This is a genomic window from Sphingomonas sp. SUN039 (assembly GCF_024758725.1).
GTDB lineage: Bacteria > Pseudomonadota > Alphaproteobacteria > Sphingomonadales > Sphingomonadaceae > Sphingomonas_O.
Genome location: NZ_CP096972.1, coordinates 139,422 through 156,844 on the forward strand (window position 1 = coordinate 139,422; position 17,423 = coordinate 156,844).

At 63.0% G+C, this 17,423-nt stretch carries 16 protein-coding genes; 8 read left to right on the forward strand and 8 right to left on the reverse strand.

Annotated features, from left to right (window positions below; translation table 11 throughout):
• Window positions 1–22: 22 nt before the first annotated feature.
• From M0209_RS00740 to M0209_RS00765, 6 genes are all read left to right on the forward strand, one after another.
• Window positions 23–676, forward strand: a complete 654-nt coding sequence (locus M0209_RS00740; RefSeq protein WP_258886265.1) for an energy transducer TonB — start codon at window positions 23–25, stop codon at window positions 674–676.
• 67 nt (window positions 677–743) lie between these two features.
• Window positions 744–1,508, forward strand: a complete 765-nt coding sequence (locus M0209_RS00745; RefSeq protein WP_258886266.1) for a MotA/TolQ/ExbB proton channel family protein — start codon at window positions 744–746, stop codon at window positions 1,506–1,508.
• Window positions 1,509–1,572: 64 nt separating this feature from the next.
• Complete coding sequence (locus tag M0209_RS00750; RefSeq protein ID WP_258886267.1) at window positions 1,573–2,058, forward strand: biopolymer transporter ExbD; 486 nt, start codon at window positions 1,573–1,575, stop codon at window positions 2,056–2,058.
• A gap of 30 nt (window positions 2,059–2,088) precedes the next feature.
• Window positions 2,089–2,520 carry a biopolymer transporter ExbD gene (locus M0209_RS00755; protein ID WP_258886268.1) on the forward strand — a complete coding sequence of 144 codons (432 nt, stop codon included), beginning with the start codon at window positions 2,089–2,091 and terminating at the stop codon, window positions 2,518–2,520.
• 218 nt (window positions 2,521–2,738) lie between these two features.
• Complete coding sequence (locus M0209_RS00760) at window positions 2,739–3,164, forward strand: biopolymer transporter ExbD (RefSeq protein ID WP_258886269.1); 426 nt, start codon at window positions 2,739–2,741, stop codon at window positions 3,162–3,164.
• Window positions 3,165–3,212: 48 nt separating this feature from the next.
• Window positions 3,213–4,655 (forward strand): phospholipase D-like domain-containing protein, encoded by a 1,443-nt coding sequence (locus M0209_RS00765; RefSeq protein ID WP_408988222.1) that lies wholly within the window; start codon window positions 3,213–3,215, stop codon window positions 4,653–4,655.
• On the opposite strand, the gene M0209_RS00770 is transcribed toward M0209_RS00765, so the two are convergent.
• Entirely contained in the window at window positions 4,652–6,439 is a 1,788-nt protein-coding gene (locus tag M0209_RS00770; protein WP_258886271.1) for an ABC transporter transmembrane domain-containing protein, read from the reverse strand. The genes M0209_RS00765 and M0209_RS00770 overlap by 4 nt on opposite strands.
• 117 nt (window positions 6,440–6,556) lie before the next feature.
• Between M0209_RS00770 and M0209_RS00775 the strand changes: the two genes are divergently transcribed.
• Window positions 6,557–7,771, forward strand: coding sequence for a polyhydroxyalkanoate depolymerase (locus M0209_RS00775; RefSeq protein WP_258886272.1), 1,215 nt, complete (start codon window positions 6,557–6,559; stop codon window positions 7,769–7,771).
• Here the strand turns inward: M0209_RS00775 and M0209_RS00780 are convergent.
• From M0209_RS00780 to M0209_RS00795, 4 genes are read right to left on the reverse strand one after another with little or no spacing between them, the layout of a single operon-like run.
• Entirely contained in the window at window positions 7,768–8,286 is a 519-nt protein-coding gene (locus tag M0209_RS00780; RefSeq protein ID WP_258886273.1) for a pyridoxamine 5'-phosphate oxidase family protein, read from the reverse strand. The two genes, M0209_RS00775 and M0209_RS00780, sit on opposite strands and share 4 nt — an antisense overlap.
• 56 nt (window positions 8,287–8,342) lie before the next feature.
• Window positions 8,343–9,524: an acetyl-CoA C-acyltransferase gene (locus tag M0209_RS00785; RefSeq protein ID WP_258886274.1), complete on the reverse strand. Its 1,182-nt coding sequence runs from the start codon at window positions 9,522–9,524 to the stop codon at window positions 8,343–8,345.
• Window positions 9,525–9,552: 28 nt separating this feature from the next.
• The gene (locus M0209_RS00790; RefSeq protein ID WP_258886275.1) at window positions 9,553–10,095 is read right to left on the reverse strand and encodes a carboxymuconolactone decarboxylase family protein; all 543 of its coding nucleotides are present in this window, start codon (window positions 10,093–10,095) and stop codon (window positions 9,553–9,555) included.
• The gene (locus tag M0209_RS00795) at window positions 10,092–10,550 is read right to left on the reverse strand and encodes a MaoC family dehydratase (RefSeq protein WP_258886276.1); all 459 of its coding nucleotides are present in this window, start codon (window positions 10,548–10,550) and stop codon (window positions 10,092–10,094) included. The genes M0209_RS00790 and M0209_RS00795 overlap by 4 nt, the downstream gene beginning before the upstream one ends.
• A gap of 118 nt (window positions 10,551–10,668) precedes the next feature.
• Here M0209_RS00795 and putA point away from each other — a divergent pair, with 118 nt between their 5' ends.
• The gene (putA, locus tag M0209_RS00800; RefSeq protein ID WP_408988223.1) at window positions 10,669–13,647 is read left to right on the forward strand and encodes a bifunctional proline dehydrogenase/L-glutamate gamma-semialdehyde dehydrogenase PutA; all 2,979 of its coding nucleotides are present in this window, start codon (window positions 10,669–10,671) and stop codon (window positions 13,645–13,647) included.
• A 5-nt stretch (window positions 13,648–13,652) separates the two neighbouring features.
• Here putA and M0209_RS00805 read toward each other — a convergent pair whose 3' ends face one another.
• The 3 genes from M0209_RS00805 to M0209_RS00815 all read right to left on the reverse strand — a co-directional run bounded on the left by M0209_RS00805 (window position 13,653) and on the right by M0209_RS00815 (window position 17,416).
• Window positions 13,653–15,161, reverse strand: coding sequence for a hypothetical protein (locus M0209_RS00805; protein WP_258886278.1), 1,509 nt, complete (start codon window positions 15,159–15,161; stop codon window positions 13,653–13,655).
• A gap of 165 nt (window positions 15,162–15,326) precedes the next feature.
• Window positions 15,327–16,424 (reverse strand): mechanosensitive ion channel family protein, encoded by a 1,098-nt coding sequence (locus M0209_RS00810; protein WP_258886279.1) that lies wholly within the window; start codon window positions 16,422–16,424, stop codon window positions 15,327–15,329.
• Window positions 16,424–17,416 (reverse strand): DNA topoisomerase IB, encoded by a 993-nt coding sequence (locus M0209_RS00815; protein ID WP_258886280.1) that lies wholly within the window; start codon window positions 17,414–17,416, stop codon window positions 16,424–16,426. Before M0209_RS00815 ends, M0209_RS00810 begins: the two co-directional genes overlap by 1 nt.
• Window positions 17,417–17,423: the final 7 nt, after the last annotated feature.

Here is a 17,423-nt window from a genome sequence, read left to right on the forward strand (position 1 = left end):
TTGGAGGGAGTTTAAGAGCTGAATGGCCTACACTGACCCGAGACCGATGACGCCGGCGCGCGTTTGGTCGATCATCCTTGTCGTGGCGATCCACGTGCTTGGCCTTTATGCCATGCTCAACGGTGGATATTCGGTCATCAAGAAAAAGCTGACCGAGCTTGAGGTCATCGACGTCAAGACACCGCCGCCCCCGCCGAAACCCTTGCCGCCGCCGCCGCCGCCGGACACGAAGTTGCCGCCGCCGCCGGTCGTGCCGCCGCCATTGGTTCAGACCAATACGCCGCCGCCGCCGTCGGTGATCGTGTCGCAGCCGACACCGCCGCCGGTCTATGTGCCGGCGCCCGCTGCGCCCGTCATTACGCCGCCCGCACCGCCGCAGGTTGCCGTTAAGGGCACGCCGCGCGGTAGCCCACAAAGCTGGGTTTCGAACGACGACTATCCGCCGTCGGCCATGCGAGATGGTGTCGAAGGTACAACCGGGTTTGCAATTCAGGTCGGTGCTGACGGCAAGGTTCAATCGTGCTCGGTCACAGCATCGAGCGGATCGTCTCTGCTAGACGATACGGTCTGTCGGCTCTTGACCCGCCGCGCGAGGTTCAACGCGGCCAAGGATGCGGCCGGTAATGCAATACCCTTCACCTACGCCAGCCGGTTTAAGTGGGTGATTCCGAAATAGGCTGAACCTAACGGGCCCCTGCGGCCCCCAACAACCAACGCAAACTTTTTACTAGGGAAGAAAACACATGCTCATCCAGATCGCTGCTGCCGCCGCAGGTGCCGCGCCCAAAGGGGCGGAATACGGCCTCCTCCCCGCCCTTCGCGACGGTGGTGCTGTCACTATCGCCACGTTCAGCATCATGGTGCTGATGTCGATCGGTACGCTCTTCATCTTTTTCGTGAAGCTTTACGAACAGCAGAAAGTGCTGTCGCAGGGTCAGAAGATTCGCGCTTCGTTCTGGAACCATTCGTCGCTCGCCGAGGCTGCGGCCAAGGTCGAAAAGGACACGCCGTACCGCCAGATCGTCGATGACGGCCTGCGCGCGCAGGAGCAGCACACGCTGCTCGGCGATGCCCAGGACCAGCATGACTGGACGCTGATCGTCATGACCCGTGCCAAGGCCGCGATCGAATCGAAGCTGAAGGGCGGCCTGTCGTTCCTTGCCACCGTCGGCTCGACCGCGCCGTTCGTCGGACTGTTCGGGACCGTCATGGGCATTCTGTCGGCGCTCGTGAAGATCGGTGCCGCCGGTCAGGCGTCGATCGACACCGTCGCAGGTCCGGTCGGTGAGGCGCTCTACATGACGGCCATCGGTCTGGGCGTCGCGGTTCCCGCCGTGCTTGCGTTCAACTGGCTGCAGGCGCGCAACAAGCAGATCTCGGAAGAGATGACGACCTTCGTCAACAGCGTTCAGGCGTGGATGTCGTCGAACGGCGCCGTCAAGCCGGTGATCGCTCGCGCCGGTGCCGCCAAGCCTGCTGCTGCGAAGCCCGCACCTGCCAAGGCCTGATCGGCCCGATATCGGGCGGCGGTAACTCCGCCGCCCGCGCTCCTTACCGACAGGAATCCAGATTATGTCAATGAGTGTAGGCGGTGACGACGACGGCGAAGAAAAGCCGATGTCGGACATCAACACCACGCCGCTGGTGGACATCATGCTCGTGCTGCTGATCATCTTCCTGATCACGGTTCCGGTCGTGGTTCAGGCGGTGAAGCTCCAGCTGCCCAACGTGCGGTTCGATCCGACGACGACCAAGCCGGAGAACGTCTCGTTGTCGGTCCGTGGCGGGCCGAACAACACGTGCGAGGTCTACTGGAATCTCACCCGTGTCGATTCGACCGAATTGCTCGATCGCGCGGTCAACAAGCTGAAGCTGGAGATCGACAAGCAGGGCGGCCCCAATGCGCCCGGCATCGAACTGCCCGAAGCGCATATCCGCGGCGACGTGAACACGCCGTACATGTGCATCGGCGGCGCGATCTATAACATGCAGCTGGCCGGTTTCCAGAAGGTCGGCTTCATTTCCGAGCCTCCCGCGGGCGGCACGACCCGCCTCTAGGCGCGTCTTTTTGAAGAAAGACCATATGTTATGGCAATGAGCTCAGGCGGTGCCGAAGGCGAACCGATTATGGAAATGAACACGACGCCGTTGATCGACGTCATGCTCGTTCTCATCATCATGTTCATCATCACCATCCCGATCCAGACCCACGCGGTGAAGATCAACCTGCCCGTGAACAACCCGAACCCGCCGCCGGTGATTATCAAGCCGGACTTCAACACGGTGTCGGTCGATACGCAGAACAACATCACGTGGAACGGCTCGCCGATCGACCTGGAAACGCTGCGGACCTATCTCGACCAGACCAAGGCGCTGCCGGTCGAGCCGGAGTTGCACATCCAGCCCGACCCCTATTCGCGCTACGCCCGCGTCGACGAGATGCTGGCCGTCGTGAAGAAGTCGGAAGTGACCAAGGTCGGCTTCGTCGACAACGAGAAATACGCCCGTTTCAACAAATAGGGTGACGCCGCGCACACGGAATAGCATTGCTATTCCGGCACGCGGCTAGCCCGGACGGCCTCGCTTGCGAGGACCGACGACGGCGCGGCTTTGCCGCGCCGTTTGCGTTTCGGGCGGACTCCTCCCCCGCGCTTCGCTCGGGAAGAATATTATTTCCGCTTGCTGGGTTGGATATAATGATACAACATCTCCTACGTTTATGCGACAGGAGACAGATCATGGCGATGACCGCAACCACCGACTCTGACGTTCCCATCGGCAGCCTGAACACGACGCCGCTGATCGACATCATGCTTGTCCTCCTCGTCATGTTCATCATCACCATCCCGCTGCAAACCCATGCCGTGAAGGTCGCGCTGCCGACACCTGGACCGCAGCTCCCGCACCCGAATTCCGACTTCAACACCCTCAGCGTCGCGCCGTCGGGACAGATCGGCTGGAACGGCGCGCCCGTCGATCTGGTGACGCTCCGCACCTATCTCGATCTGACCCGCACAATGACGCCCGAACCCGAACTGCACATCGCCGCCGATCCCTACGCACGCTATGCGCGCGTCGACGAAATGCTCGCGGTGGTGAAGCGGTCGGCCGTCACCAAGGTCGGCTTCGTCGATAACGAGCGTTACGCGCATTTCACCAGATAACACCGCTTGCCATCGGTCCCCGCGCGGGCGCACGGTTGAGCTATGGCCATGCTGCGCGAAGGAGATAATTGCTGGCGGATCGCGCACACGGATCGCATGGCGGTGATCGTCGATTCCGATGATTATTTCCGGCTGGCGCGCGATGCCTTTCTAAAGGCCGAACGCCGTATCATGCTCGTCGGCTGGGATTTCGATGCCCGCATCCGGTTGACCAACGGGGATCGCCTGCCCGGCGAGCCCGAGGCACTGGGCGATTTCCTCTACTGGCTGGTCGAGCAGCGGCCGGACCTCGAGCTTTACCTGCTGCGCTGGGATGTCGGCGCGCTCAAGACGCTGGGACGAGGATCGACCGTGTTCACGGTGCTCAAATGGATGCGGCATCCGCGTATTCATACCAAACTCGATGGTGCCCACCCGACCGGCGGCTCGCACCACCAGAAGATCGTTTCGATCGACGACCGTTTTGCCGTGTGCGGCGGCATCGACATGACCAGCGAGCGTTGGGACACCCGCGCGCACCGCGATGACGACCCCGGACGACGACGTCCCGGCGGCCAGCCCTATGGGCCGTGGCATGACGCCACCTCGGCGCTGTCGGGGGATGCCGCTGCCACTCTGGCCGAGGGATGTCGCGACCGCTGGTACCGCGCGACGGGCGACGAACTGGGCGCAGTTGTCGGCGGCGTCGATGCCTGGCCCGAGGCGCTCGAGCCCCAGTTCCGCGATATCGATGTCGGGATCGCCCGCACCTTGCCCGTGCTCGATGATACTACCGTTACCCATGAGATCGAGGCGCTGTTCGTCGCCCAGATCGCGGCAGCCCGCGATAGCATCTACATGGAGAGCCAGTATTTCGCGTCGCGTAAAGTCGCCGAAGCCATCGCCCACCGGCTCGACGAAGCGAACGGACCCGAAATCGTGATCGTCAATCCCGTGACCGCGCAAGGGTGGCTGGAGCCCGTCGCGATGGATTCGGCACGGGGTCGCTTGATGGAGGCGCTACGCCGCCGTGACAGACACGGGCGGCTGCGGATGTATCACCCCGTCACACAGGCGGGCGAACCGATTTACGTCCATGCCAAGATTACGTTCATAGATGACCGGCAACTGCGGATCGGCTCGGCAAATCTGAACAACCGGTCGATGCGTCTCGACTCCGAATGCGACGTGATCGTGGATGCAGGCCCCGATGGCGACAGCCGGCTGACTACAGCCATCTCGACGCTTCGCGACGATCTGTTGGCCGAGCACCTCGGCGTTCCTCTATCTAAGGTAACTGCGACTCTGGCCGAGACGGGTTCGCTGATCGCCACGGTCGAGCGATTGCGCGGTTCGGGACGCACGCTGGTGCCGTTTTGCGAGCCGAACCTGTCAGCGGTCGAGGCCTGGCTCGCCGACCATGAAGTGCTCGATCCGGAAGGACCCGAAGAAATGTTCGAGGCGCTCAGCGCGCGCGGCCTGTTCCGCCGTTTGCGCAAACCCAAAACTTAGGCTGCCAGCCCTTCGAACTGGAGCCGTGCCAGCCGCTCGTAAAGCCCGCCCGCGCGCGCCAGCCGGTCGTGGGTGCCCTGCTCGACGATGCGACCATGGTCCATCACGATAATGCGATCTGCGGCACGCACCGTGGCGAGACGATGGGCAATGACGATCGTCGTGCGCGAATGCATCAGCCGGTCGAACGCGTCCTGCACCAGCCGCTCGCTCTCGGCATCGAGCGCCGAGGTCGCCTCGTCGAGCAGCAGGATCGGCGCGTCGCGCAGAATCGCGCGGGCAATCGCCATGCGCTGCCGCTGCCCGCCCGACAATCGCGCGCCGCCCTCTCCCATGAAGGTGTCGAGCCCGGCAGGAAGCCTTTTGAGAAACTCCGCCGCATTGGCCGCTTCTGCGGCAGCCCATAACTCCTCGTCGTTCGCATCCCACCGCCCGTAGCGCAGATTATCGCGGGCAGACGCTGCGAAGATCACCGTTTCCTGCGGGACCATCGCGATCCGCGCGCGCGCCCAGGCCGGATCGGTCGTGGGGAGCGCAACGCCGTCGATGCTGACACTGCCCGACTCTGGATCGTAGAAGCGCTGGATCAACTGGAACAAGGTGGTCTTGCCTGCCCCCGACGGACCGACGACGGCAACGGTTTCGCCCGGTGCAATGTCGAGCGAGAAATCGTCGAGCGCGCTGACTTCCTGCCGGGTCGGGTAGCGAAAGGTGACATGGTCGAACGTCACCCGGCCCTGCGGCGGTTCGGGCAAACAGACGGGGTTCGGCGGTGCGACGATGCCGGGCTGCTCCGACAGCAACTCACCCAGCCGCCCCGCCGCGCCTGCCGCGCGCAACACATCGCCCCAGGTTTCGGTCAGCGATCCGGCTGCGCCGGCCAGCAGCCCGCCCGACAGCACGAAAGCGGCAATCGACCCGCCGGTCATCCGCCCTGCCGCGACATCGATTGCCCCTTGCCAGATGACCAGCGTGATCGCGCCGAAAACCAGAAACATGCCCATGGCGGTCATGATCGCCCGCAGCCGGATGCGACGCTGGGCAGCAGCCACGACAACTTCGGCGGCCCCGGCAAAACGCGTTGCTTCGCGCCCTTCCTGCCCGAATGCCTGGACGATCTTGATTGCACCCAAAACTTCGCTGGAAATAACGCCGACATCGGCAATTCGGTCCTGGCTGGCGCGCGATGCGGAGCGCAGACGGCGACCGAAGATCGCGATTGGCCCGATAACGAGCGGCAAGCCGAGCACCAGCATGCCTGCCAGCTTTGGCGACAGGGTGATCAACACGACCAGACAGATGATTGCCATGATGAGGTTGCGGAGCGCCATCGATGCGGTCGTGCCGACGACCTGTTCGATCACCGTCGTATCCGCCGTCAACCGTGCAGAGATTTCCGCCGGACGGTTTTCCTCGAAATAGCTGGGGGACAGGCGCACCAGATTGCGGAGCAGCGCGACGCGAAGGTCGGCGACGACGCGCTCGCCGAGCCACGAGACGAAATAGAAACGGAACGCCGTCGCAATCGCCATCGTCCCGATAAGCAACAGCAAATAGGTGAACCAGCGGCCGATATCGCCGCCGCCGATGAAGCCCTTGTCGATGATCGCCCGAAAACTGACCGGGATTGCGGCGGTCGCCGATGCGGCAACGACCAGCGCCACTGTCGCAGCCGTGATCTGCCCCGGATAGTGCCGCGCGAAACTCCAGATGAGACGCAAATTGCCGATCTTGCGGCTGGATTGAGGTTCGGGCGTGCGGGCAACGGCGACGGGTTCGGTCATCCATGCCGCCTAGCAGCGTTAGGGGTACGTCTCAATCCGCACCGCAAGCGTATAAATTGTGCGTTGCACAATGCGACGGATGCGGCATAACCCGCCTCCCCGGGGATCGAAATCGATATGCTCTACAACACCTACGAAATGCAGAAGAACTGGCTGGCGGGCGCGTCGGCAATGGCCGGGATGTCGGCGGAACTGCTGCAAAGCCCCGGCAATCCTTTTGCGATGATGGGCGGGCAGGTGATGGCGTCCGCGCTCGAAGTGTTCGCGCATGCCTCCGCCCCGCGTGGCAAGCCCGCATTCGGGCTGACGTCGATGGTCGTCGATGGCCGCGAAGTGGCAGTCCACGAAGAAATCGTCCTGCAACTGCCTTTCGGCCAGCTCAAGCGCTTTGTGAAAACGGGCGTCGAGGGTGCGCCGCGCTTGCTGATCGTCGCCCCGATGTCGGGCCATTTCGCGACGCTTTTGCGGGGCACCGTGGAGCGGATGCTGCCCAAGCACGACGTCTATATCACCGACTGGCGCGACGCGCGACAAGTGCCGTTGCGCGACGGGTGCTTCGATCTCGACGACTATATCGACTATCTGTCGGCGTTTCTCGACCACATCGGACCCGGCGCGCACATGCTCGCGGTGTGCCAGCCCTCGGTCCCTTGTTATGCCTTGGCCTGTCTGATGTCGGCAGACAAAAATCCGAACCGGCCGAAAACGCTGACCATGATGGGCGGCCCTATCGACACGCGCGAGGCCCCGACGGCGGTCAACGACGTCGCGACCGAGCGCCCGCACGCGTGGTTCCAGCAGAACGCGATCCAGACCGTGCCGGTCATATATCCGGGTGCGGGACGGCGGGTCTATCCCGGCTTCCTTCAGCTCACCGGGTTTTTGTCGATGAATCTGGGCAGCCACATGGAATCGCATTTCGCCATGTTCAAAGACCTGGTGAAGGGCGATGACGACGCAGCTGACGGGACCAAGGCGTTCTACGAGGAATATCGCAGCGTCTGCGACATGACGGCGGAATTCTATCTCCAGACCATCGAGACCGTGTTCCAGAGCCATTCGCTGCCGAAGGGCGAAATGATGCATCGCGGTACCCGTGTCGATCCGGCGGCGATCACCGATATCGCCATCCTCGCCATCGAGGGCGAGCGCGACGACATCTCGGGACTGGGCCAGACCAAGGCCGCGCTGAAGATTTCGACCGGCCTGCCCGATGCCATGAAGAAATATCACATGGCACCGGGCGCGGGACATTACGGCATTTTCAACGGCTCACGCTGGCGCACGCTGATCGCGCCGGTAGTCGAGGAATGGATCGCCGCGCACGACTAAAGCGCGACTTCCGCGACCTTGTCCTTGTAGTCCTGCTTCGGATCGATCCCGATCAGCATCTTGATGCCGACGACAATGCTCGACGCGTCGATCCAGATCTGCGCGTGTTCGGCATCGAGGCGGATCAAAGCAATCTTAGGGTCGTCCTTGCTCTCGTACCACGCCGCAACGAACGGGTTCCACAGGCGGTCGATTGTCGCCCTGTCCTGTGTCGTCGACAGGTTGCCGTGGACGGTCGCCCAGACGTCGTGCCCCTTCGACACGAAATGCGCCATTGCGCGGGTGCGCGACGTGCCGACGGCACCTCCGTGGCCGATCTGTCCGTAGAGCGCGTTGTCGGTCGAGGTGAAGAACCAGATCGGACCGGCGGTTTCGCCGTCCTCGGGATCGCCCTCGACCTGCGCGGTCATCGGCCGTGCATGGCCGTCATCACCCTCGGCCAGACCCAGCATCATCGTGCGGTCGGACTTCAGGGCTTTCCAGAATTTCGCTTTGATTTCGGCGTTGTCAGGCATGTTTCGTCTCCACAATCAGGGTGGAGACGAAACATGTGACCGCTTGTCGAGTTCCCTTAGAGAACCTCGAACAGCCCCGCCGCGCCCTGACCGCCGCCGACGCACATCGTCACGACGACATATTTCACGCCGCGCCGCTTGCCCTCGATCAGCGCATGGCCGGTGCAGCGCGCGCCGGTCATTCCGAAGGGGTGTCCGATCGAGATCGAGCCGCCATTGACGTTCAAACGGTCCATCGGAATGCCGAGCCGGTCGGCGCAATAGAGCACCTGCACAGCGAACGCTTCGTTCAATTCCCACAGGCCGATATCGTCCATCTTCAGACCGAAGCGTTCGAGAAGCTTCGGGATGGCGAAAACCGGGCCGATGCCCATTTCATCGGGCTCGGTGCCCGCGACCGCCATCCCGACATAGCGACCGAGCGGGGTCAGCCCGCGCTTCGCCGCCACGCTGGCTTCCATGACGACGCTGGCCGACGATCCATCGCTGAGCTGCGACGCATTGCCCGCCGTAATGGTGTGGCCCTCGCCCATCACGGGCTTCAGCGACGCAAGGCCCTCCAGCGTCGTGTCGGGGCGGTTGCAATCGTCCTTGGTCGCGGTGACGTCCTGGTAGGTGACCTCCTTGGTCTCCTTGTTCACCACCGCCATCGTTGCGTCGCACGCCACGATCTCGTCGTCGAACTTGCCCGCCGCCTGCGCCGCCGCCGTCCGCTGCTGCGACTGCAGCGAATATTCGTCCTGGCGCTCGCGGCTGATGCCGTAACGCTTGGCGACCACCTCTGCCGTGCCGATCATCGGCATATAGGTGTCGGCGTGCATCTTCAGCAGTTCGGCATCGGGTTCGATGAACAGCTTGCCCGACATCTGCACCTTCGAGACCGACTCGACGCCGCCCGCGACGACGATGTCCATGCGGTCGACGATCACCTGCTTGGCCGCCGTCGCGATCGTCATCAGGCCCGAAGAGCATTGCCGGTCCATCGACATGCCCGCAACCGTGACGGGGAGGCCCGCCCGCAGTGCGACGAGCCGCGCGATGTTCGGGAAGGCCGACCCCTGCTGGAGCGCCGCGCCGATCAGTACATCGTCGATCTCGCCGCCTTCGAGGCCTGCGCGCTCGACGGCGGCTTTGACCGAATAGGCGCCCAGTGTCGGCGCAGTGGTGTTGTTGAACGCCCCGCGCGCAGCCTTGACCAGCGGCGTACGGGCAGTGGAAACGATAACGGCGTCGCGCATGGGAATTCTCCTGTTCGGGTGAAAGAAGTCAGACGGGAATATGGGGTGTGCCGGGTTCGGGTTCTATGTCGAACGCGCCGACGATCAGCGCGACGCCCTGATAAAAGCCGACGAGCTGGACGATTTCGAGCTGCTGCTCGGGGGTGAAATGGGCAGCCATACGGGCGTGTTGGGCATCGCTCAGGTGGCGGTCGTCGATCAGCGCATCGACGGTGGCGATGAGCGCCGCATCGGCCTCGCTCCAGCCGCCGTCGTCGGCCTTGAGTTTGGCCAGCGCGTTCAACTGTGTGTCGTCGATCCCGCAGCGTTCGGCGTAGAGCGCGCAGTGCATGCCCCATTCGTAGTCCGCGCAGATCCGCGCCGCCGTGCGAAATATCGTCAGTTCGCGTTCCCGCATCGGCAGCGGCCCTTTGTCGAGCAGCGACCCGGCGGCGAATTTGTCCCACGCGCGCTGGCTGGTCCCGATGATGCGGAACAGCATCGGTGCCTCGCCGCCAGCCGGGGTCATCCGGCCGAGCGTTGCCGCTATCGGTTCGGGGTAGGGCTGCGAGAGCGGCGTGATGCGCGTCATACGAAGAACTGGCTGATCCACTCGGCGATCAGCGCAGGCTTGTCCTCGCTTTCGATCTCGAGCGTATATTCGACGGTCTGCTGCCACTGGCCGGGGCGCTTTTCCTCGATCTCGAGCAGCTTGAAATGCCCGCGCACGCGCTTGCCCGAGCGGACAGGAGCCAGAAACCGCGTCTTGTTGCCCCCGTAATTGACGCCCATCTTGATGCCGTCGAGGCGCGGCATGTCCGTCATCGCGGTCAGCACAGGCATGATCGACAGCGACAGGAATCCGTGTGCGATGGTGCCGCCGAATGGCGTCAGCTTGGCCTTTTCGACATCGACATGGATGAACTGGTGATCGCCGGTCGCTTCGGCGAATTTGTCGATCATGGCCTGATCGACGGTCAGCCAGTCGGACGTGCCGATGTTGCTGCCGACCAGTGCCTTTAATTCGTCCTGCGTTACGACGCCCATGGTGCATTCCTCGCGTAATTTTATTACAAGACGTCGAGTCCTGTTGCGGCGCTTTACGTCCGCGTAAACCTAAGAGTCAAAAGCCATGGATGCCGTTACGTCGGATTTTGCCGCGCAGATGCGCCACCTGCACCGCGCGCCCGAACCGGAAGTGCTCGCCTCGTTGCTGGACCGGGCGAAACTCGGTGAGACGGAACGGCAGGGCGTGGTCGCACGGGCATCGGGCCTGCTTGCCGACCTGCGCGCGGCGCAATCGACCGGGTGGGTGAACCAGTTCCTTCAGGAATACCGGTTGAACACGTCTGAAGGGGTGGCGTTGCTGTCGCTCGCCGAAGCATTCCTGCGCGTGCCCGACCCCGAGACTGCCGACGCGCTGATTGCCGACAAGCTGGGCGATGCCGACTGGCGGGCGCATACGGGCAAGTCGGCATCGGCCCTCGTCAATGTCGGCACCTGGGGGCTGGTCGTCGGCCGCGCGCTGGTGAGCGAGAAAGAAGAGGCGGGCGTCCTGCGTCGCCTGATCTCCCGCGCGGGCGAACCGTTCGTCCGCCAGGCCGTCGGCGCGGCCATGAAGATGATGGGCGAAATCTTCGTCATGGGTCGCACCATCGACGAAGCGACCAAGCGGATGGCGAAGCCGGAGAACAAGGGGTTCACCGCAAGTTTCGACATGCTGGGGGAGGCCGCACGGACTTATCCCGACGGGCAGCGCTATCTGAAATCCTATGCCGACGCGATTGCCGCTGTGGGCGCGAACCCGGCGGCGGGGCATTCGATCTCGGTCAAGCTGTCCGCACTGCATCCGCGCTATGAGGTCGCGCATTGGGACACGTGCGTGCCTGCGCTGACCGAAATGCTCGAAGGGCTGGCCGTGCAGGCATCAAATGCCGGGATCGCGCTGACGGTCGATGCGGAGGAGTCCGAGCGGCTGGAGATGAGCCTCGCGATCATCGAAAACATTGCGACGTTACCGACCCTGAAAGGCTGGGACGGGTTCGGCATGGCGGTGCAAGCGTACGGCAAGCGCGCGCGCTCGGTAATTGGCTGGGCCGATGATCTCGGCGCGCGCACCGGGCGGCGGGTCGCCGCGCGGCTGGTTAAGGGTGCCTATTGGGATAGCGAGATCAAGCGGACGCAAGAGGCGGGCTTGAGCGATTATCCGCTGTTCACGCGCAAGGCCGCGACCGATGTGTCCTACATGGCGGTGGCGCGCGACATGCTCGATGCGAAGCACATCTATCCCGCATTCGCGACGCACAATGCGCTAACCGTGGCGACGATCCTCGAATGGGCGGGGGATTCGCGCGATTTCGAGTTCCAGCGGCTGCACGGCATGGGCGAGGGGCTGTACGAGCGTCTGGTCCGGGAAGAGGGCTATCACTGCCGCATCTACGCGCCGGTCGGCGGGCATCGCGATTTGCTAGCGTATCTGGTGCGGCGGTTGCTGGAGAATGGTGCGAATTCCAGTTTCGTCCATCAGCTCGCGGACGAAAACCTGACCGATGCCGATATCCTCGCCGATCCGGTTGCGAAGATCGCCGCAGTCGGCGGCGCGCGGCATCCGAGCATCCCATTGCCGCAAGACCTGTTCGGCGAACGCCGGAACTCGTTCGGAATCGACCTGCAGGACCGGTCGATCCTTGCTGAAACACTGCAATCCCTTCGCGTCTTCGCGGCATCGCGTGAAAAAGAAGGTGATTTCACGCAAAGCCGCGAAGACGCGAAGGGGGCCGTCCTCGCCGCCGCATCGAGCTTCGACGCGTGGTCCGCTCAGTCGTTGGAAAGCCGCTGTGCGGCGCTGGAGCGGCTTGCCGATTTGCTCGAAACGCATCGCCTCGACCTCATGTCGATTCTTGTCGACGAGGCGAAGAAGACCCTGCCCGATGCACTCGGCGAGGTGCGTGAGGCAGTCGATTTCTGTCGATACTATGCCGCGCAAGCCCGTGACGGTCTCAAACCCATCGAACTCCCCGGCCCGACGGGCGAACGCAATGTGCTCCGCATGGAGGGACGCGGGGTGTGGGCGTGCATCGCGCCATGGAACTTCCCGCTGGCGATCTTTCTCGGACAGGTCGCGGCGGCGCTGGTCGCCGGTAACACTGTTGTGGCCAAGCCTGCCCCGCAGACCCCGCGTATTGGCGCGCGCGCCGTCGAACTGGCGCATGAGGCCGGGATTCCTGAAGGTGCGTTGGTCCTGCTGACCGGCGGTCCGGACGTCGGGGCGGAGCTTGTCGCCGACCCGCGCGTGGTCGGTGTCGCCTTCACCGGATCGACGGCGACCGCCAAGCGCATCGCGCGAAGTCTGCTCGACGACGACACGCGGCCCATCGTTCCGCTGATCGCCGAGACCGGCGGTATCAACGCGATGATCGTCGATTCGACCGCGCTGACCGAACAGGTGGTGCAGGACGTCGTGACCAGCGCGTTCCGTTCGGCGGGGCAGCGCTGCTCGGCGCTGCGGCTGCTGCTGGTGCAGGAGGATGTCGCCGAACGGACGCTCGAAATGTTGGCAGGGGCGATGGATTCCCTGATCGTCGGTGACCCGTCGGACCCGGCGACCGATGTCGGGCCGGTGATCGACGACGCCGCGCACCAACGGCTGATGGACCACCGCGCCCGCCAGAAGGCAAACTGGATTCACACGGTCGCTGCGCCGACCAAGGGGCATTTCGTACCGCCGACTGCAATCCGCCTCGCCGCCCTCCACGATCTGACCCAGGAATGGTTCGGCCCACTCCTCCACGTCGCGACTTGGAAAGCAGGCGAGCTCGAAGCCACAGTAGCGCGCATCAACGCCAAAGGTTTCGGCCTGACGATGGGCCTGCACAGCCGCATCGCCCGCAATGCCGAGACGGTCGAGGCGCTGGCGAAGGTCGGCAATCTCTATGTCAACCGCAGCATGATCGGCGCCATTGTCGGGTCGCAACCCTTCGGTGGCGAAGGGCTGTCCGGCACCGGACCCAAGGCGGGCGGGCCGCACTACCTCCACCGCTTCACTGCCGAGCGCGTTACCTCGACCGACACGACGTCGGCAGGGGGCAATGCGACCTTGCTCTCGCTCGACGATGTCGCTGGCCCGGCCGTTACGGTCGGTTAGCTCGGTCAGGCGATCCAGTCGGGATTGAAATCGCCCAGGTGGGAATGTCCCCACAATGGGGTGAAATACTCCCTCATGATCCTTTCGTGCGAGACAGCGTCTGACATGATCACACCATATTCGGCAAGATGTGCCGTCAATAAGCCGGTTCTGGCCGCTGAGGGGTAGACGTTGTGGCTTCCAACATAACAGGTTTCGTCGACGCTCCAGAATTTGGCATGATTGCTCTTGTTCAAATGGGGCGCGCTAGTCCATGGAATCGTCCCATGCGTCATGATGACTTTGACTTTGAGATGGTTCCTGATTGTTGCGACAGCGTCGGTCTTGTTGCCGAATTTCATTAGGCAATAGCCGATCGCCCGGTAAATGGAATCAGGCCCGTCGCCCTCGAAGTCGCCGACATTCTGGGAATTCGAGATGACGATATTGACGTTCGTCTTGCGGAGCAGCGCCATCGCGATGAACAACATCAGGTTGTAATCATAGTATCTTGAGTATTTATCGGTCGGCGATTTGACGTTGAATAGCTCGACGCCGCCGCACGAAAAGGATCGGGCGAACTCCATCGATAAGGGTTCGCACCGTGGCGAGCCGATCGACATCTGCGACAGGTTGATCTCGCGTGTGGCGCGACGGAACGCCCAATGCATCGCGTCGAGGCTGGGGTTGGTCTTGTGCGCGCCGCCCAGATTGCCGAGTTGCGCCACCGACAGAACATCGACGCTGCCCGTTTGCGTGGGTGGGGGAACGAACGGTTCGATGAACGGATTGAGATCGTCGCCGATCTTGCCGTCTTTCATCATCTTGAAGGGCGGAATCCCGCCTTTCATGGCCTCCTTGATCAGGAAATTGGTGAATTGATGCGCGTCCTGGGCAACCGGCCCCTCCAGCTGCACCGAAAGATCGAAAACGGGTTGCTGGCCCAGATAGACATCCCACCAATTGTGCCCACCGGTCATCAAGTGCTGGCCATCGGCGGCAACGAACTTTCCGTGGTTCCATGTCGAGCCTTGCACGGGCACTGTGCGCGACGGCAACGAGAAATTATGATACAACACACAAGCCGATAATTTTCCCGGGGCGCCAACCCCTGCGATCAAGCGCCTGATAAAGGCTTCGGGATCGAACGGTTCGCTCGACCCCGGCGGCAATCCCAGCACGATCCGGACGAACAGACGATCGGTCACGGGGTGGACACCGGTCGCCAGCGCGTCCTTGATGCCGAGGAACAGCTCTCTTTCGAACTGGTCGGTCGGGCCTGAGCCCTTCATCGACAGGTGAACGTAATCGAGGATTGCCTTTCCGCGCTGTGCCACGCCGCGAACCGCTTGCGTCAGTGCAGCGCTAGGGTGGGGCGGCAGATGATCGGTTGCCTGGCTGAAAATGCCCGTCGGTGTCGACAGCACGGCATTGTCGAGCTGCGCGAACTTGTTGCCGCGGGTCAGCGCGTATCCTCGATAGCCGTGCACATGCTTTGCATCGAGTACGGCGGCAATTTGTTCGAGAACGGTCATCCAGATGCCCCCCAAATGGAATTGTGCGCGGCGACCATGCGCGCGACAGCACCATCGTCGAGCAAATCATATCGTTACGCAACCGGAATAACAACGCTGCGGTGCGTGCCGTACATCCATCGGGTCGAACGAAGTTTCGACTCGAATGGTCGGCAACGATCGGACCTATTTCCGCTCGACGATGTCGGCCTTTGATCTCGGCATGTCGGTCGACTGATAGCTAAGGCCGATCCCCTCGCGCTCGAGCCAGGCGAGCGTGGCGCACATCGCCTCGTGACGGACGCGGTCGCGCACATCGGCGGCACCCTTGGTCGAATGGAGCATCAGCTCAAGCGTCACCGCATTGTCTTTGAATTCGGTGAGCAGTGCGTGGTCGAAGCTGCTGTCGGAGATGTCGGCGACGACGGCCTTTAGCGCATCGGGAATTTCCGCGAACTTGGCGGCGGCATTGGCATAGTGCAGCGGCAGGCTGAGCACGATGCGGCGCTGCTCGATGCCGTGGAAATTGCGGATCTGCTGGTCAAGCAGCTTGTCGTTCGACATGATCACTTCTTCGCCCTCGACCGATCGCACGCGTGTGGTCTTCAGGCCGATGGTCTGGACCTTGCCGGTGACGTCGCCGAATTTGATCGTATCGCCGACGACGAACGGCCGGTCGAACAGGATCGACAATGCGGCGAACAGGTCGCGGAAGATACCCTGCGCGGCAAGGCCGATGGCAATGCCGCCGACACCGAGGCCCGCGATCAGCCCCGTGACGTTCACGCCGAGGTTCGACAGGATCAGAATCGCGGCAATCGAGAACAACGCAAAGGTGACGAGCAGCCGGATGATGTTGAGCGCGCTGCCCAGCCCCTGATGCCCGCTCGCGCGAAACTCGATGATGCCGAGAACCACCTCCCGGGCGAACACGGCCGCCTGTAAGGTGAAGGCGATGACGAACAGGAAGTAGATCGTACCGGCGAGGTCCGAAGGCGCATGTGCATAGGTCGCGACGACCTGCGCGACGACGGCGGCGACGAACCACAGGCGAATCTTGCCCAATGACTTGCCGATAATGTGGTACCAGTGGTTACCGTCCGCGTGTCGCCGTGCGAGCCGCTTGCCGAGCCATTTGAGGCCGAGCAGCACCAGGGCAATGACCGCGCCGAGCACTGTCGCAACGACAATTTGCACGGTGTGCTGCGTTACCCAGATGAAGGTATCGCGCCACATGGCCTCGGCACCGAAATCGGCGAATTGATCGGCAATGCTGTTGTTCATCACGCGGCCTTGGACAGGTCCGCAGGCGTATCGTCAAGCAGCGCGATCAATGCGCGTTCGGCCGGCGCCAGCCAGCGTGTCGAGCGCGGCAGCTTTTCCGGCGAGGGTCCCGCTTCGCACAGTCCCAGTACGCGGGGGTGGACATAGGACTTGCGCGCAATCGCAGGTGTATTGCCGAGCGCTTCCGCCACGGGCAGCAGCACATCGACGAGCTTGGGGCGGATCCCTGATTTACAACTCGCGATCACTTGTTCGAGGGCGATAACGCTCGCACTCCAGGTGCGGAAATGCTTCGCGGTAAAATCGTCGCCAGTGGCTTCCTTGATATAGGCATTCACATCGGCCGAGCCGACCGGGCAGGGCGCGCCATCGTCGTCCAGATACTGGAACAGATTTTGTCCCGGCAAATCCTGCACCCGGCGGACGACACGCAACAGCCCCCTGTCGGTCAGGGTCAGTTTGCGGAGCACGCCTGACTTGGCGCGGTATTGCAGGCTCAGCTTGCTCCCCTTGACCGAGGCATGGCGGCTGCGAAGTGTCGTCGCCCCGAAGCTCCGGTTGGACCGGGCGTATGCCTCATTCCCCACCCGCACGCGTCCGATATCGAGCAGGCGCACGATGGCCGCGAGAACCGTCTCGCGCGCCGTCGGTCGACCCGACAGATCGTGTTCGACCCGCGCACGGAGTAGCGGCAGCGCGCGGCCGAAATCGCTGCACCGGTCGTATTTTTCGGCCTCGCGGGTGGCGCGGAAATCGGGGTGATAGCGGTATTGCCGACGCCCCTTCGCGTCATAACCGATTGCCTGGATATGGCCGTGCGGACTGGGGCAAAACCACGCATCAACATAGGCCGGGGGCAAAGCGATGCGGTTGAGCCGGTCGATCTCGTCGCGGTCGGCAATCCGGCTGCCTTTAGCGTCGGTATAGGCCCAGCCATGCTTCAGCTTGCGGCGCGTTATGCCGGGCATTTCGGGGTCGACATAAACGATCATGCCACCG